This is a genomic window from Streptococcus ovis DSM 16829 (assembly GCF_000380125.1).
In the GTDB taxonomy this organism is placed as follows: Bacteria; Bacillota; Bacilli; order Lactobacillales; family Streptococcaceae; genus Streptococcus; species Streptococcus ovis.
This window is the reverse complement of record NZ_KB904582.1, coordinates 17,794-33,871: the sequence shown is the minus strand read 5'-3', so window position 1 is coordinate 33,871 and position 16,078 is coordinate 17,794. Positions and strand designations below refer to the sequence as shown.

At 39.7% G+C, this 16,078-nt stretch carries 13 protein-coding genes; 1 reads left to right on the top strand and 12 read right to left on the bottom strand.

The window, feature by feature from the left end; genetic code table 11:
• Positions 1 to 511: 511 nt before the first annotated feature.
• The 5 genes from A3I9_RS0109835 to A3I9_RS0109815 all read right to left on the bottom strand — a co-directional run bounded on the left by A3I9_RS0109835 (position 512) and on the right by A3I9_RS0109815 (position 7,006).
• The gene (locus A3I9_RS0109835) at positions 512 to 1,438 is read right to left on the bottom strand and encodes an ATP-binding cassette domain-containing protein (RefSeq protein ID WP_018378862.1); all 927 of its coding nucleotides are present in this window, start codon (positions 1,436 to 1,438) and stop codon (positions 512 to 514) included.
• Positions 1,439 to 1,447: 9 nt separating this feature from the next.
• The gene (locus A3I9_RS0109830; protein ID WP_018378861.1) at positions 1,448 to 2,512 is read right to left on the bottom strand and encodes an ABC transporter ATP-binding protein; all 1,065 of its coding nucleotides are present in this window, start codon (positions 2,510 to 2,512) and stop codon (positions 1,448 to 1,450) included.
• Between the two features lie 9 nt (positions 2,513 to 2,521).
• Positions 2,522 to 3,448 (bottom strand): oligopeptide ABC transporter permease OppC, encoded by a 927-nt coding sequence (oppC, locus tag A3I9_RS0109825; RefSeq protein WP_018378860.1) that lies wholly within the window; start codon positions 3,446 to 3,448, stop codon positions 2,522 to 2,524.
• Entirely contained in the window at positions 3,448 to 4,953 is a 1,506-nt protein-coding gene (locus A3I9_RS0109820) for an ABC transporter permease (RefSeq protein ID WP_018378859.1), read from the bottom strand. The genes oppC and A3I9_RS0109820 overlap by 1 nt, the downstream gene beginning before the upstream one ends.
• An 82-nt stretch (positions 4,954 to 5,035) precedes the next feature.
• Entirely contained in the window at positions 5,036 to 7,006 is a 1,971-nt protein-coding gene (locus tag A3I9_RS0109815) for a peptide ABC transporter substrate-binding protein (protein ID WP_018378858.1), read from the bottom strand.
• 194 nt (positions 7,007 to 7,200) lie between these two features.
• Here A3I9_RS0109815 and pbp3 point away from each other — a divergent pair, with 194 nt between their 5' ends.
• Positions 7,201 to 8,457 carry a D-alanyl-D-alanine carboxypeptidase PBP3 gene (pbp3, locus tag A3I9_RS0109810; RefSeq protein WP_018378857.1) on the top strand — a complete coding sequence of 419 codons (1,257 nt, stop codon included), beginning with the start codon at positions 7,201 to 7,203 and terminating at the stop codon, positions 8,455 to 8,457.
• 343 nt (positions 8,458 to 8,800) lie between these two features.
• On the opposite strand, the gene sufB is transcribed toward pbp3, so the two are convergent.
• The 7 genes from sufB to mecA all read right to left on the bottom strand — a co-directional run bounded on the left by sufB (position 8,801) and on the right by mecA (position 16,019).
• The gene (gene sufB / locus A3I9_RS0109805; RefSeq protein WP_018378856.1) at positions 8,801 to 10,213 is read right to left on the bottom strand and encodes a Fe-S cluster assembly protein SufB; all 1,413 of its coding nucleotides are present in this window, start codon (positions 10,211 to 10,213) and stop codon (positions 8,801 to 8,803) included.
• Between the two features lie 57 nt (positions 10,214 to 10,270).
• Positions 10,271 to 10,711: a Fe-S cluster assembly sulfur transfer protein SufU gene (gene sufU / locus A3I9_RS0109800; RefSeq protein ID WP_018378855.1), complete on the bottom strand. Its 441-nt coding sequence runs from the start codon at positions 10,709 to 10,711 to the stop codon at positions 10,271 to 10,273.
• Positions 10,698 to 11,930: a cysteine desulfurase gene (locus A3I9_RS0109795; protein WP_018378854.1), complete on the bottom strand. Its 1,233-nt coding sequence runs from the start codon at positions 11,928 to 11,930 to the stop codon at positions 10,698 to 10,700. The genes sufU and A3I9_RS0109795 overlap by 14 nt, the downstream gene beginning before the upstream one ends.
• A gap of 2 nt (positions 11,931 to 11,932) precedes the next feature.
• A complete protein-coding gene (gene sufD / locus A3I9_RS0109790) occupies positions 11,933 to 13,195 on the bottom strand; it encodes a Fe-S cluster assembly protein SufD (RefSeq protein WP_018378853.1) in 1,263 nt (420 codons plus the stop codon).
• A 38-nt stretch (positions 13,196 to 13,233) separates the two neighbouring features.
• On the bottom strand, positions 13,234 to 14,010 hold the full coding sequence (gene sufC, locus A3I9_RS0109785) for a Fe-S cluster assembly ATPase SufC (protein WP_018378852.1): 777 nt from the start codon (positions 14,008 to 14,010) through the stop codon (positions 13,234 to 13,236).
• 123 nt (positions 14,011 to 14,133) lie between these two features.
• Positions 14,134 to 15,297, bottom strand: coding sequence for a glycosyltransferase family 4 protein (locus A3I9_RS0109780; RefSeq protein ID WP_018378851.1), 1,164 nt, complete (start codon positions 15,295 to 15,297; stop codon positions 14,134 to 14,136).
• Entirely contained in the window at positions 15,294 to 16,019 is a 726-nt protein-coding gene (gene mecA, locus A3I9_RS0109775) for an adaptor protein MecA (RefSeq protein ID WP_018378850.1), read from the bottom strand. The genes A3I9_RS0109780 and mecA overlap by 4 nt, the downstream gene beginning before the upstream one ends.
• Positions 16,020 to 16,078: the final 59 nt, after the last annotated feature.

The window sequence follows — 16,078 nt, the reverse complement described above, 5'->3', positions numbered from 1 at the left end:
CTTGGCGCCGTATCTTGTCTTTTACGTGATTCCGGAACTTAACCTTATAGTACACATATAAGCGACTCATGTCTTCCGTGATGCTTGCATCGCTTGATAGTAATTCATACAATACCAGCATCCCTTCTTGTTCCCAATCCTCGTGCTCCCATGACTTCACGTAGTATTCCTTCCGGGCTTTCTCCACTATCCCGCTTACCTTTGAATAGATTGTCTTAAATTCCATCTTTCCACTCCTTCCTCTCTAGTCTACTTCCTACATAAGGGTTCGTACAGGACATTTTTGTCCTTCTTCTTTTAAAAAAAGCCCGGAATTTTTTTATTCCGGAACTTTTCCTATTTTCTTATAAGGTCTTTTCTCTCACTTCGTGATAACTTAAGGAAAAAACTTTAAATCTTTGCAATTTGAGGTTTACTAGGGCTGATGGTAGCTATGAAATTTTTCCGGAAGAAGTATCCCATAAAAAAGGAGAAGACCATTCTAGTCTTCTCACAATATACGATATCAGGGTTACAGGAATTCTTTTCTATATTGTGCTTCTTCTGCTGAATTGCACCAGACAAAGTGACCTGGTTTAATTTCAACCATTTTAGGCTGGTCCACACTGTAATCATGATCATCAGGATTATACACGACTAATTTCTTCTGACGTTCCAAAATAGGATCTGGAATTGGAACAGCGGACAAAAGTGATCGTGTATAAGGATGGATTGGATTGCGGAAGAGTTCTTCCGTTTCAGCTACTTCAACAATAATCCCTTTATGGATAACTGCAATACGATCTGAAATAAAGCGAACAACAGAAAGGTCATGGGCAATAAACAAATAGGTCAAACCAAGCTCTGCTTGAAATTGCTTCAATAGATTCAAAACCTGAGCACGAACCGAGACATCCAAAGCGGAGATTGGTTCATCTGCAATAACAAGTTCTGGCTGCATTACAAGTGCACGGGCAATTCCGATACGCTGGCGTTGTCCACCTGAGAACTCATGTGGGTAACGAGTCAAGTGTTCTGCCAGTAATCCAACTTCATTGATAATTTTACGAACTTTTTCTTTTCGATCTTCTTCGTTTTCATACAATTTGAAGTTGTAAAGACCTTCAGAGATAATATAATCAACTGTTGCACGTTCATTTAGACTGGCAGCAGGATCTTGGAAAATCATCTGAATTTTACGAATTAATTCTCGTTCTTTTTCGCGAGATTTTTTCCCGTTAATTTTTTCACCTTTGTAAAGAATATCCCCACTACTTGTATCATTTAACCCAATGATTGCTCGGCCAATGGTTGTTTTACCTGAACCAGATTCTCCAACTAAAGAGAATGTTTCACCTTTATTGATAAAGAAATTAGCATTTTTCACAGCAACAAACTTTTTATTGCCATGACCGAAAGAAATTTCTAAATCTTTAATTTCAACTAATTTTTCAGTCATTTCTTCCTCCTATTTAATTTCTTCTGTCAACATTTTTTGCTTTATTTTTTCATGTAAGTCACGAATCATCTCAGGTTTCTCAACTTTTGGTGCTTCTGGATGAAGAAGCCAAGTCTTCGCCCAATGAGTATCACTTACAGAAAATACTGGCGATTTTTCTTCAAAATCGATTTGCATAGCAAACTCTGAACGAGGAGCAAATGCATCACCAACAACAGGAGTATAAAGTGATGGCGGTGTGCCCGGAATTGAGTACAATTCACCACTAGCATCCGCTAACTGTGGAAGACTGGACAACAAGCTCCAAGTATATGGATGGCGAGGATCATAGAAGATATCTTCTACCGTTCCATACTCGATTACTTCACCTGCGTACATTACCGCTACTTTATCTGCAATACTTGCAACAACTCCAAGGTCGTGCGTAATAAAAATTGTCGTAAAATTATATTCTTTTTGTAATGACTTCAAGAGATCTAGGATTTGTGCTTGAATCGTTACATCAAGTGCAGTGGTAGGCTCGTCACAAATTAATACATCCGGTCTACAAGCTAAAGCAATTGCAATAACAATCCGTTGGCGCATACCACCTGAATATTGGAATGGGTATTCATTAAAACGTTTTTTAGCATCGGGAATTCCAACTTTTTCCATGTAATCAATTGCCAATGCTTCTGCATCTTTTGCCGAAACACCTTGATGCTTGATAATCACTTCTGTGATTTGTTTACCAATAGTAACAATAGGATTTAAACTTGTCATTGGATCTTGGAAGATGGTTGCAATCTTCGATCCACGAATATTTTGCCAATCTTTATTTGATTTTACTTCTGTTAAGTCCTGACCACGGTAAGTGATTTTTCCTGACGCAATGCGACCATTCTCTTCCAACATACCAGTGAACGTTTTTGTCAAAACTGATTTTCCTGATCCAGATTCTCCGACTAATGCCAGAACTTCTCCTTCTACAAGCTCGAGAGAAACTCCTCTGATAGCCGTCAACACACGGTCACGAACATCAAATTCCACGACCACATCTTGGGCAGTTAATATTACATTTTTTTGATTTGTCATATTGACTCCTTATCTATGTGTACGTGGGTCACTTGCATCAGAAAGGTTTTGACCGACGATGAAAAGTGACAGCGAAACAAGAACTAGCGCTGTTAGTGGAATCCAGAATAGGTAAGCATTTGTTGTTACGTTTTGTGCATACTTAGAAATCAAACGCCCTAAACTTGGTACAGTCACAGGAAGTCCAATACCGAAATAAGATAGAAAGGCTTCCGATGAAATATAACCAGGGAGACTTTGTGAAGCTTGGGTCACGATTACAGAAACTAATTGTGGTAAGAGGTTTTTAATCACCAATTTAAAGTTAGAAGTCCCTAATGTACGACTGGCGAGGTTATACTCTAAGTCACGATAGCGCATAATTTGGACACGGATAGAATACGCTACACCAATCCAACCCGTCAAACAGAAGGCTAAAATTAAATTCCAGAAACCAGCTCCCAAAGCATAAATCAAGACAATAATGATGAGGAGATAAGGGATGTTTGAAATGATATTGTAAACTTCCATCATGACCATATCAACTGTCTTTGAGATGCCCCAGAAGCCACCAACAATAATTCCAATCGTCAAGTTGATGACTGTCGCAATCAACGCAATGATGATAGAGTTACGTGCGCCGTACCAAACACCATCAAAGAGAGACTGGCCATTTCCGTCCGTACCAAACCAATACTTCGAATTTGGCCAATTAAAACGAGCAGAAAAATCATTAATCTTACTTACGTCATTGAAATCATAATTAGCAAACATTGGATAGATGAAACTCATCAGCACAATCGCAATCAGAATAACCAACATCACGATGGTTGATTTTTTTCTCAAGAATTGGCGAAGCACTGTCTTCCAATAAGAATAGGCAGGGGCGTCAATAACTTCAGAGGCAAAATCATCCCGTTTTACAAATTGAAATTTACTTTTATCAATCAACGACATCATTTACCTCCTTTTTTATTTGTTAATTTAATACGTGGATCAACTACTGTCATCAACAAGTCACCCAATAAAAGGGCAAAAATAGATAGGGCTGCAAAGATAAAGCTTAGAGCCACAACCATAGTATTATTGGCCACTTTAATCGAATCAATCAACATCTTACCCATACCTGGAAAAGCAAACACTGATTCAGTAAATGTCGCCCCAGTGATAACTAAGAGTACTGAACTTGGAATACCAACTACAACAGGTACCATTGCATTTTTGAAGACGTGATGTTGCGAGATTTCTCTTTCAGACAATCCTTTGGCACGTGCAAAACGGACAAAATCACTTGACTGTAAGTCCAATACATACCGACGGAACCAAATAGCAATGTTCGGAACACTTAGAAGTCCTAACAGAATAGATGGCAAAACATAAGAACGTGGATCTTCCGCACCAAGCGCTGGGAAAGTATCTGGTAGATTAAATAATTTACCGAGTAACAATCGGAAAATATATACAAAAGCGATAGATGGCAAGGCCATTAAGAAACTTAATGTTGCTGTTGAAGCATTATCAAACCATTTATTCTTATAGCGAGCCATCAAGGTTCCAAGCGGTAAACCAATTGCATAAGCAATACAGATACCGATTAGTCCAATAATAGAAGAGTTCACTAACATAGATGGTTCTCTATATTTTGCTTTTGTTGCTGTATAGGCGTCCCCTTCGCCGAAATTTGCCTTGTCTTTTGCATCAGCAGAAGAAGGTGATTTATACGTCCGGCTATAGATATCAATAGAGGTTTGTTTTGTAACACCAGTTGGGAAGGTTACTTCTGTTAATTCCTTCTTACCCTGCCCTTGTGTCAAAACTTCCAATACATCAATATTGGCATACGTAGGATATGAAACCCCCATATTAAAAGTAACAAAGTTTTGATGTACAAACGGGAATTGACTATTGAAATACAAAAGATACTTATGCTCTGTACCAGAACCAACTACTGACCAACCAATAGATGGATCATTTTCAACACGGATATATCTTTCGAGGTCTGGGTTTTTAGGGTCTTGAATTTTATTTTTATGATCAATTTGAATTAAATTTCCATAAAACTCAAAAATCCGTTGTGTAATAGGAATTTCTCGTGTTGCATAAAATTCTTTGCTGTCTGTAAAACGACCAACAACCCAGCCGTTTCCTTTTTCCGCTTCCCATTTTTTGTAAATAGCTTTGTTTTTAGCAGTACCTGCTGTTGTTACACTACTATCAATTTTTTCCGCAGCTTCCTTAAGCTCCTTGGTATCGAGATACTCTATGTAGCCCATTTTTTCATAGACAGTATTAATATAATTTGTCTTTATATCCGGTTTAGCAGTCATTTTCGCATATAGCGGATCCTTATCAAAAATCTTTTTCCTTGGCACCATCGTATAGATGATGGTATAAATCAAAGTAGTTACAAGAAAAAGAGAGAGAAGGGAACGCAAGATACGCATGAAAACATACTTTTTCATTGCAATTTTTCCTCCAAATCTCAAGAGGACTTTCTCTAAAACTTATAGAGAAAGTCCTCTTGGAAAAGTTCTTAAAAGTCCTTTACTTTTCTACGTGGTCAGCAAGCTCTTCTTCCGCTTTTGCGTTCGATTTTGCTTTTTCTTCCAACCATTTTTCACGTGCTTTATAGTATTCGTCAGCTACAACGATATCCCCAACTTCCATACCTTTGAAGTGTGAAGAACCAGAGTTCTTGATACCAACCCAGCCATCAGTTCCTGTAAATGGAACGACTTTAGTTACACCCGGTGTTGCTCCAAGCGATTGATAAGGAATCACTATAGCACTATCGGTCAACCAAGCTTGTGCTTCTGCATATTTATTGTAACGAGCTTCTACATCAGCATTTTCAGCGTTTGCGACTTTAACCAATTCTGCATATTTGTCGAAGCCAACTTGTTGAATCACAGCTGTATCTTTATCTACTGCAATACCAGTCTTGTCAAAACTCGCTCCGCCTGGCGCAAATATATCCAGGTAAGTCGATGGATCCAAGTAGTCTGGTCCCCAGCCTGCATATGACAAGTCATAATCATTCTGATCAGGAGATTCTGTGTAGAATGCTACGTTTTGGAATTCTTCATCACCCATTTGAAGAAGGTCAACTACTACATTTTCTTTACCAAGAGCTTTTTCAATTGATTCCTTCATGGATGATGCTTGTTGCACACCAACTTCGTTTGTTTGGTTCACAGGCACATCAAGATGAATTGGGAATTCAACTCCTTCAGCAACAAGAGCTTCTTTTGCTTTTGCAAATTCAGTTTTTGCTTTTTCTGCATTGTAGAAACCGTCTTGTGCATCTTCCAAGTTTACATTTGCCCACTCATCACCATAAGTGATCAATTTTTCTTGCGTCAATTGACCAAAGTTTTTGGCTTCTGCACTTACAAAGGTTGGAGCCACAAGGATGTTACGGAGGATGTTTGCAGCTGCATCTTCTCCAACACTTTGTGCAGTATAAGCTTTACGATCCCAAGCAAATGCAATTGACTGACGAAAATCTTTGTTCAACAAAGCTTTCTTAGTTGACTCTTTTTGTGCATCTGTTGTTTTAGCGGTGTGGTTGTATGTCACACGATTCAAGTTAAAGACACGGTAGTAAACCGTACCATCTTGTAAGCTATAACGGATGTTTTTGCCGTATTCTTTTTTCACTGCAGCAAACGTAGAAGAGTTAGGGAATACACGAGCAGTTGTGTAGTCACCATCACTAAATCCTTTAATCAACGATTCTGGATCTTGACCATCATAGAAAGTTAATTTAATCTTGTCAATTTTGACATTTTCTGCATCCCAATAGTTAGGATTTTTTTCATATTCAATAGAAGACTTAGATGTCATGCTACTCATCAAGTAAGCGCCATTGTAAAGAATACCGTCTGGTGATACTTTACCAAAATCTTTACCTTGTGACTCAAGGAAGTCTGCATTCAATGGCAACATAACAGCCATTGTCAATTTTGAGTTCCAGTAGCTTTCAGGCTGGTTCAATGTATATTGAACAGTTTTCTCATCAATCGCTTTTACACCAACTGTTGAGAAGTCTGTTGTCTTACCACTCATGTAGTCTGACAAACCTTTAATAGAGTTTTCTACGACATAGAGACCTTCACCTTTTACGTCTACAGCATGTTTCAAAGCTGTTACGAAGTCTTCTGCGGTTACAGGTGCGTACTCTTCACCATCTGATGTGTACCAGTTAATACCATCACGAAGTGTATAAGTATACGTCAATCCATCTTTTGACACTGTCCAATCCTCTGCAAGAGATGGAACAAGATTACCATACTTGTCATTTTCCATCAAACCATCGATAAAGTTTGTCACGTGATCTGAAATTTGTGCACGACTATAAGCAAGGTAGTCCAATGATGTTGGATCTTCTGTATAAACGTACGAGTAAGTGCTTGATGCTTCTGATTTGCCAGATGAAGCATTGCCACAAGCTGCTAAAAAGCCTGCAGATAACAAAGTCACACCAGCAAGAGCCACAATTTTTCTTTTCTGCATAAAAGGTCTCCTCTATTTGAAAATAACGAATTGTCAAAATTTAAACAATTCTTAAATAGTATAATCAAGATTATATCATTGTTCTTTGAAATTGTAAAGTAATTTTAGTTTTTTGGAAATTTTCTGACTTTTTTGTTTTTTTCACCCTTTTTTCTTTTATGTTATAATACTGTATAAGAATAAAAGGAGTCGTTATGAGACCATATTTCACCAAAACTTGCTTTTTCGTTTCCATTCTATTCAGTAGTCTAGCATTCTTTTCGCAACATGCAAGTGCTGACAAATTTTCAGTTCCAGCGAAACATGCCATTGCTGTGGAAGTCAACACAGGAAAGATATTATATGAACAAGAGGCGCAGACTCCTGTTTCTATCGCTTCAATCACCAATTTACTAACAGCCTATTTGACCTATGAAGCTGTTGAAAACGGAAACCTCACACTGGATACAACCGTCCCTATCTCTGATTATCCATTTGAACTAACGATATCACCTGTGAGCAATGTAAACTTAGATGCTCGAGAATATACCGTGCACGACTTACTGAAGGCATCACTAAACACTTCGGCCAATAGTGCAACTATTGCTTTAGCCGAAGCTGTCTCAGGGAACGAGTCAGCATTTGTAGATAAAATGAAAGATAAACTTCAAGACTGGGGAATCAAACACGCAACATTGGTGAATGCTACCGGTTTAAATAATATTTATATAGGAGATAATCGTTATCCTGATTCTAAAGAATCAGACGAAAATCAGATGTCTGCAAGAGATGTCGCTTTTATTGCAAGACGTCTCATTTTAGACTATCCAGAAGTGCTAGACATCACTTCACAGTACAGTTATGACTTTGCCGGTACCAGTTATTATAATACCAATCAAATGCTAGAAGATGGACTATATTTCCGCGAGGGGGTTGATGGCCTGAAGACTGGCACTTCAGAAAACGGAGAGGTCTCATTTGTCGCAACAACCAAAAAAAATCACATGCGAATCATCACGGTGGTCCTCCATGCCCATGATGGTGAACTCTATCCAGAAAATCGTTTTCTTGCAACCAATGATTTGATGGACTATGTCTATCAAACATTTACAATGTCACCTTTGGTAAATAAGGGGAAGTCATACAAAGGCAGCAAAGTTGCTGTTTTCAATGGGAAAGAGCCTATTAGCAAAGCGGTATCAAAAAATGATCTCCTCGTTGTCGCTAAAAAGGGAATGGAGCCTGCTGTTCTAACGGATTTTACAGTCACTAAAAAAACAGTAGATGCTCCCCTCAAAAAAGGGACAACACTTGGTGAACTAGCAATTGTTGACAAAGATTTAATTGGTCAGGGTTATCTGGAAAAGAACCATCAAGTAATCACTATGGTTGCCGAAAAAGATATTTCAAAAGCTATTTGGCCTCTCTCTTGGTGGAATCAATTCATTCGTTATGTCAATGAGAATTTATAACGTATCAAAAAGGAAAATCCTAGCAGATTTTCCTTTTCTTTTATTTCGGCTCTATAATTTCTATAATGGGTAAATCTACTTTGGAGATTATAGGGCTTTTTGAGTATTAAAAAAGTCCCATAAGACTTATAATGCAAGCGACTCCCGTTGCTTCTTATTTACCACTTCAGTAAGTAAAACGATACAAGCTAACCCTTGTTTTTCTCCAACCTCTGTCGGAGATTCTTTGCTTTGCTCTAATTACTCTAATTAGTAGAAATACTACCGTATTTCCTTATCTACCAATTCAGTGGTTGATGGCATTGTATTTAGTAGCTTCATAGCTACTAAATCACTAATGCCATCAACCTACTGAACCCTCCATCTCATATGCGATCAGTCTATTCAACTCAACAGCGTATTCCATTGGGAGTTCTTTGGTAAATGGTTCGACAAATCCCATGACAATCATTTCAGTTGCTTCTTGTTCTGATAAACCACGACTCATGAGATAGTAGAGCTGCTCTTCTGAGATTTTAGATACTTTCGCTTCGTGTTCCAAGGCGACTTGTGAGTTATGGATTTCATTGAATGGAATGGTATCCGAACGTGAGATATCATCCATAATAATCGTATCACATTCAATATGACTCACTGATTTCTTCGAATTTTTATTGAAGGTAACTTGTCCGCGATAGTTTACTTCACCACCACTTTTAGCAATGGACTTAGATACGATGGAAGAGCTGGTATGCGGTGCATTGTGAATCATCTTCGCACCTGTGTCTTGATGCTGTCCTTTATTGGCAAAGGCAATTGACAACATCGTCCCGCGAGCTCCTTCTCCTTCAAGGTAAACAGCTGGGTATTTCATCGTTGTATGCGCACCAAGATTTCCATCAATCCACTCAACAGTGGCATTTTTTTCAGCACGCGCTCGCTTGGTTACTAAATTATAAACATTGTCAGACCAGTTTTGAATGGTTGTATAACGCATATACGCACCTTCGTGGGCAATAATTTCTACAACTGCAGCGTGTAAGCTTGCAGTGGAATAGGTCGGAGCTGTACAACCTTCAACATAGTGAACGCTTGCCCCCTCATCCACAATAATCAATGTGCGCTCAAACTGACCCGTTCCCTCATTATTAATCCGGAAATACGTTTGAAGTGGGACTTCACATTTAACTCCTTTCGGAACATAAATGAAGGTTCCACCTGACCACACGGCTGAGTTCAGCGCAGCCAATTTATTATCTGTTGGGGGAACTAATTTGGCAAAGTATTTTTTGAACAACTCAGGATATTCTTTAAGAGCAGAATCTGTATCTGTAAAGATGATTCCCAACTTATCATATTCTTCTTTCATATTGTGGTAAACCACTTCTGATTCGTACTGAGCAGCCGCTCCAGCCAGATAGGCACGCTCAGCTTCTGGAATTCCGATTCGCTCAAAGGTTTCCTTGATTTTATCTGGAACATCATCCCAGCTTTTCACAGGTTTTTCGGACGCCTTTTGATAATAAATAATATCATCAAAATCTAAATCAGATAAATCCGCTCCCCAAGTTTGCATAGGCATTTTTTTAAAGGCTTCATAGGATTTTAAACGAAAATCCAACATCCATTCCGGCTCCCCTTTGGCTGCAGACATTTCACGAATGACAGCTTCGTTCAAGCCTTTTCCTGTTGAATAAATCGGCTCCACATCATCATGAAAACCAAATTGGTATTCCCCTAGATCAATCGCCTTTGGTTCAATCATTTCTTCTGACATAAATCTTCCTTTCTCTTACCGCAGTGACACATCATCTGGGAAGTCTCCATCTGACGTTCACTCTTTAATGGCTTCTCTCTCAATCACTTTTTTCAAGGCATTCCAAGATAAGGTTGCACATTTAATACGCTGTGGAAATTTAGAAACACCTGCTAGTAGGGCCGCGTCTCCTAATATTTCTTGCCCTTCAGTTTTTTCTCCTTGCACCATTTGTGAAAACAGCTCCGCCATCTTTTGAGCGTCCTCAATCCGCTTCCCAATAATAGCATCCGTCATCATAGAGGCTGATGCTGTCGAAATCGTACACCCTGCACCGTCAAAAGCAACATCAGCAATTTTCCCCTCTTCAAAACGAACAGATAAGGCAATCACATCACCGCAGGTTGGATTGTGCATTTCAAGAACCTCTACTCCCTCGAGACTCCCTCGATGATGGGGATGTTTGGAGTGATCCGTCACAACAGCCATATACAGAGCATCTAATTTAGAAAGTGCCATTGAAAAACTCCTTTGCTTTTAAGAGGGCTTCGACTAATTTATCGCAGTCTTCTTTGGTATTGTATAGGTAAAAACTTGCTCGGGCTGTGGCTGCCGTCCCAAGGTAAGAAATCAAGGGTTGTGCACAATGATGCCCTGCCCGCACGGCTACACCTTCATAATCTAAAGCAGTTGCCAAATCATGGGGGTGTAAGTCATCCAAGTTAAAGGAAATCACCCCTGTCCTTTTTGCCAATTCTTGACTACCATATAGCGTTAAACCAGGAATTTCTTGTAGTTTTGGAAAGACATAGGACACTAACTCTGCTTCATAGGCATGAATGGCATCCATTCCAATTTCTGTTAAATAATCAATGGCTGCACCGAGCCCAATGACACCTGCAATATTAGGTGTTCCCGCTTCAAATTTCCACGGCAATTCTTTCCATGTCGCCGATTGTTCGTGGACAAATTCAATCATTTCACCACCAAATTCAACAGGCGACATTTGCTCAAGAAGTTCTTCCTTCCCATATAAAACACCGATACCTGTTGGCGCCATCATCTTGTGGCCTGAAAAGGCGAAAAAGTCCGCATCTAAATCTTGAACATCAATCACCATGTGCGGTGTAGACTGAGCACCATCCACTACCAAATAAGCACCTACTTGGTGAACCAATTGAGCAATTTCTTTAATTGGATTCACCACACCCAACACATTTGATACATGGGCAAGGGAGACAAATCGTGTCTTCTCATTGAGTGAAGATTGCAAAGATTCCATGTCAAGCTCACCATTTTTCAAATAAACATAGCGGAGCTTTGCACCCGTCTTACGACAGGCTTCCTGCCAAGGTATGATATTGGAATGGTGTTCCATAATAGAAAGCAGCACCTCATCATTTGGCTGCAAGATTTCTGCTGCGAAATGCGCCACCCAATTTAAGCCCGTTGTCGTTCCACGCGTAAAAAGAATTTCTTTTGTAGAGCGGGCATGAATAAAATCCGCAACCTTTTGACGGACTGCCTCATAAGAAGTGGTTGCCCGCTCTGCTAAGGTATGGACACCACGGTGCACATTGGCATTGTCCGTTTTATAGTAATTTCCCAGCGCCTGTAAGACCTGTACTGGCTTTTGTGTTGTCGCTGCATTGTCTAGATAGACCAAAGGCTCATCATGCACCTCTTGGTCTAAGATTGGAAAGTCCTGACGCAGGCGTTCTATATCAATTTTTGTCATTTTTATCTCTTTGATAATTTATCTTCTAACACTTGGATGAGTTCATCTCGAACTTCTTTGACAGGAATTTCTGTAATCACTGCCCCCAGGAATCCACGGATAACCAGGCGTTCTGCTGTTGCTCGGTCCAAACCACGACTCATCAAGTAGTACATATCTTCTGGATCAACCTGTCCGATTGACGCAGCGTGGCCAGCGGTCACTTCATTTTCATCAATCAACAAGATTGGGTTGGCGTCTGAGCGAGCCTTGTCCGACAGCATGAGCACTCGACTTTCTTGTTGGGCATCTGCACCTTTGGCCCCACGAATAATATGACCAATACCATTAAAGGTAAGGGTTCCACGTTCTAGAATTACACCATGTTGCAAGATATGTCCTACAGAATGCGGACCATAGTTGGTCACACGTGTATCAATGCCTTGAACTTGGCGACCACTTGATAACGCCACTACTTTCAAATCTGCATGACTTCCATTGCCAATCAGGTCGCTGTCAAAATCGGCAACTACATTGCCTTCATTCATAACACCAAGCGCCCAATCAATGGTAGCATCATTTCCTAGACGTCCCCGTCTACTCATATACGTCGTTACATTTGCACCCAATCGATCAATCGCTGAAAATTTTACGTGACTACCAGCAAGGGCTAGCACTTCAACGGTGATATTGGCAGAAGCTTCCACCTCTCCATCACCGATTGTTTCAAAACGTTCAAGATAAGTAAACTGACTGTTTCTTCCCGCAATAATTAAAACTCGTTTATTAAAAGATACAGCGCTTGTTGAGTCTTGGTAGTAAAGACCTTCAATCGGTTGCTCAATTTCTACATTATCTGGTACATAAAGAACAGCCGTTGCATTGAAATAAGCCGTATTGTAAGCCGCTAATTTATCCTCATCGTATTTAAGGGCAGTTCCAAAATGCTTTTCGATAATCTCTGGAATTTCTTCCAAGGCTGAGTAGAGATCTGTGAAAACGACACCTTTCTCAATCAAATCTGCTGGTAATTGTTCTAGTATAGTTTGCGTACCGACTTGTACCAATGTTGGATTGTCACCTAGTGCTGTAAAATCTGGAACTGCACCAATCGCTTCGTTTTCAGAAATTGTGCCATCTCCCAAATTCCAACGATGAAATTTCACTCGTTCAATAGCCGGAAGAGGCAAACGATCCATTTGATCAAAGGCCGTTTGTCGTAAATCACTAAGCCAAATTGGCTCTGCGTGTTCTTGTGAAAAAAATTGAATCTGTTCTTTGGTCATTTTTTCTCTCTTTCTAAAAAGTTTGCCAATGACAAAGACTAGGCTTCTTCATGCTCTGTATAATCAATTCCCAGTTCAGCTGCTAGATGGATATATCCTTCTTTTTCAAGACGTGCTGCTAATTCTGGCCCACCAGAAGCCACAACACGACCTTCCATCATGACATGAACAACATCCGGTGTGATGTAATTGAGTAATCGTTGGTAATGCGTGATAATCATCGCTCCAAACCCCTCACCACGCATAGCATTGACCCCTTTTGAAACAACTTTGAGGGCATCAATATCCAAGCCTGAGTCAATTTCGTCAAGAATAGCAAACGTTGGTTCGATCATCAATAATTGCAGTATCTCATTGCGTTTCTTTTCCCCACCTGAAAAACCTTCATTCAGATAGCGTTCTGCCATTTCTTCTTTCATATTAAGAAGAGCCATTTTTTCATCTAGTTTCTTAATAAATGGCAGCACCCCAATTTTTTCATCTTCCTCTTTGCCAGCATTCATGGCAGCACGTAGAAATTCAGCATTGGTGATTCCCGGAATTTCTGACGGGTATTGCATCGCTAGAAAGAGTCCCATACGAGCGCGCTCATCGACTTCCAACTCCAAGATATTCATACCATCAAAAAGAACTTCCCCCTTTGTGACTTCATAGTTCGGATTTCCCATAATCGCTGCAGATAGGGTAGATTTCCCCGTCCCATTTGGACCCATAATGGCTGCAATCTCACCTGTCTTTAAGGTCAAGTTAACACCTTTGAGGATTTCTTTGCCTTCAATTTCAACATGCAAGTCTTTAATTTCTAATACTGACATGATAATCTCCTTTTATTTTTTTCCACGCTATTATACCAAAAAACGGCCCATATTGCTCTGATGTTGTTTCAAGATAACAGCTGATTTGACTCAAAAAAACAGAGTGTTGACTCTGTTTTTATCTTATTTTGATGCCCGTTTTTTTCGACACTTCTCAAGCACTTCTTGCCGGTAGGAACTGTTCCCAATAAAGCGTAATGTATTCAAAAGCGGCGTTCGGTTTTCACCAAAAATACCAATCATTTCACTCAAAACAAGTACCCCTAGAACAAGCGCAACCAGCAACATCACTCCTCCCAAACGACTAGAGACATTGAGCAGGAGAGAAGTCAATGAAAAGACAAACGAAATGGCATAAATCACTAAAACCGTTCCACGATGGGTGAGTCCCATTGATAGGAGCCGATGATGTAAATGCATCCGGTCTGCTTCATAAATTTTTTGACCCGATAGCGTTCTACGAATAATAGCAATAACCGTATCTGTAATCGGAACTCCCAAAATAATCATCGGAGTTACAACTGCTACAGCTGTTGAATTTTTCAGCCCCTGCAAGGATAGAACACCAATCATAAAACCGATGAACAACGCACCAGTATCTCCCAAGTAGATAATAGCTGGATGATAGTTGTACGGCAAAAATCCCACAATTGCAGCCACTAGAATAAAAATTGTCAGTGGTAGAAAAATATTGCTATCATGGAGAAAGAAGTAAGAAACCAGACCCATTGTCGTCAAGGAAATGATGGAAACCCCTGATACCAGTCCATCCAACCCGTCAATCAAATTGACTGCATTCGTAATTGCAACAATCCATAATACGGTCAACAGAAAAGATAACCATAATGGAAAATGAAGGAGGGGGCCTCCAAAAGGAATCTTAAAATCATTAAAACGGAAGCCCGTCCACATCCAAACAATAGAGGCTGCTACGACAATTCCGAGTAATTTAGGAATCGGCTTCAACTCTTTGATATCGTCAATCAAGCCTGTCACAATGACAATTCCGCCAGCTATGATGATTGGCACTACATAGTCAACGTACGTCCCATTATAATTCAAATGCTTGACCAATCCTGGTAGAAAAAACAAAGTTGAAATAATAAAAGAGATAAAAATGGCTAAGCCACCCGCTGTTGGCATGGGAACCTTATTGATTCGACGTGCATTCGGATTATCAACCGCCCCTATTTTAAAGGCTAAAAAACGAACAAGAGGGGTCGAAATCGCCGAAACAATCAAGGTAGCAATCAATACCATGATGTACTTCAATGGAAATGGAATCATGCCAACTGAACCTTTCTCAATTCTTCGAGTGCACCTGATTCTAATAACAATTGACCGTGCTCTTGTAAGACTGGGCGACTTATTTGTGTATCATCAACGTATTCGAGCATTCTTGACAGTAGGTAGGCTGGATAGTGTTGCGAACGATTTGCAACATGAATCAAAACAGTCATGTAATACGAGTGATCCATCTTATACAATTCTGAGGTATCTACTTCAAAATCAATCGTATGTGCAAACCGCACTGCCTGTCCTAAATCTTTAAACTGCAATATATAGTAAATATAAGGATGATATTCTTCTGCCGCTTCTTCTTGTTGTTCTACTTCTTCTAAGTGCCGAATGGCCTGTTCATCCCCCATGCCAAGACTCTTATCCCGAACAGTCTTTTCCAAAGTCTTTAAAAATTCATCCGGGGTCATCTGAGAAATTTCATCCATATTTGCCATTTCGGCCAAATCATCGAAATCAAGTGACTGGTCCAAATCTGATTTTGTCACAAAAATATCAATTTTATCTGGTTTTGGTGTTACACGGAAACTCAGCATGCCACTCTCTTTAAACGTGACTGGCAAATCCAACTCATCCAGCACTGCATAGAAAAAGTCCTCGGTTTTTTCTTGCGGAATGAGAAAGTCAGCCAATTCCATGCCACGTTCTTCTAAATCTTCCATTTTAATCGTGATTTTCAATGTGGAATCACTGATTTGTTTCATTTTCATAGTTATACCTCGCACATGATATCTATTAATTATACAAGAATTCCTTGTTTTTTACAAAG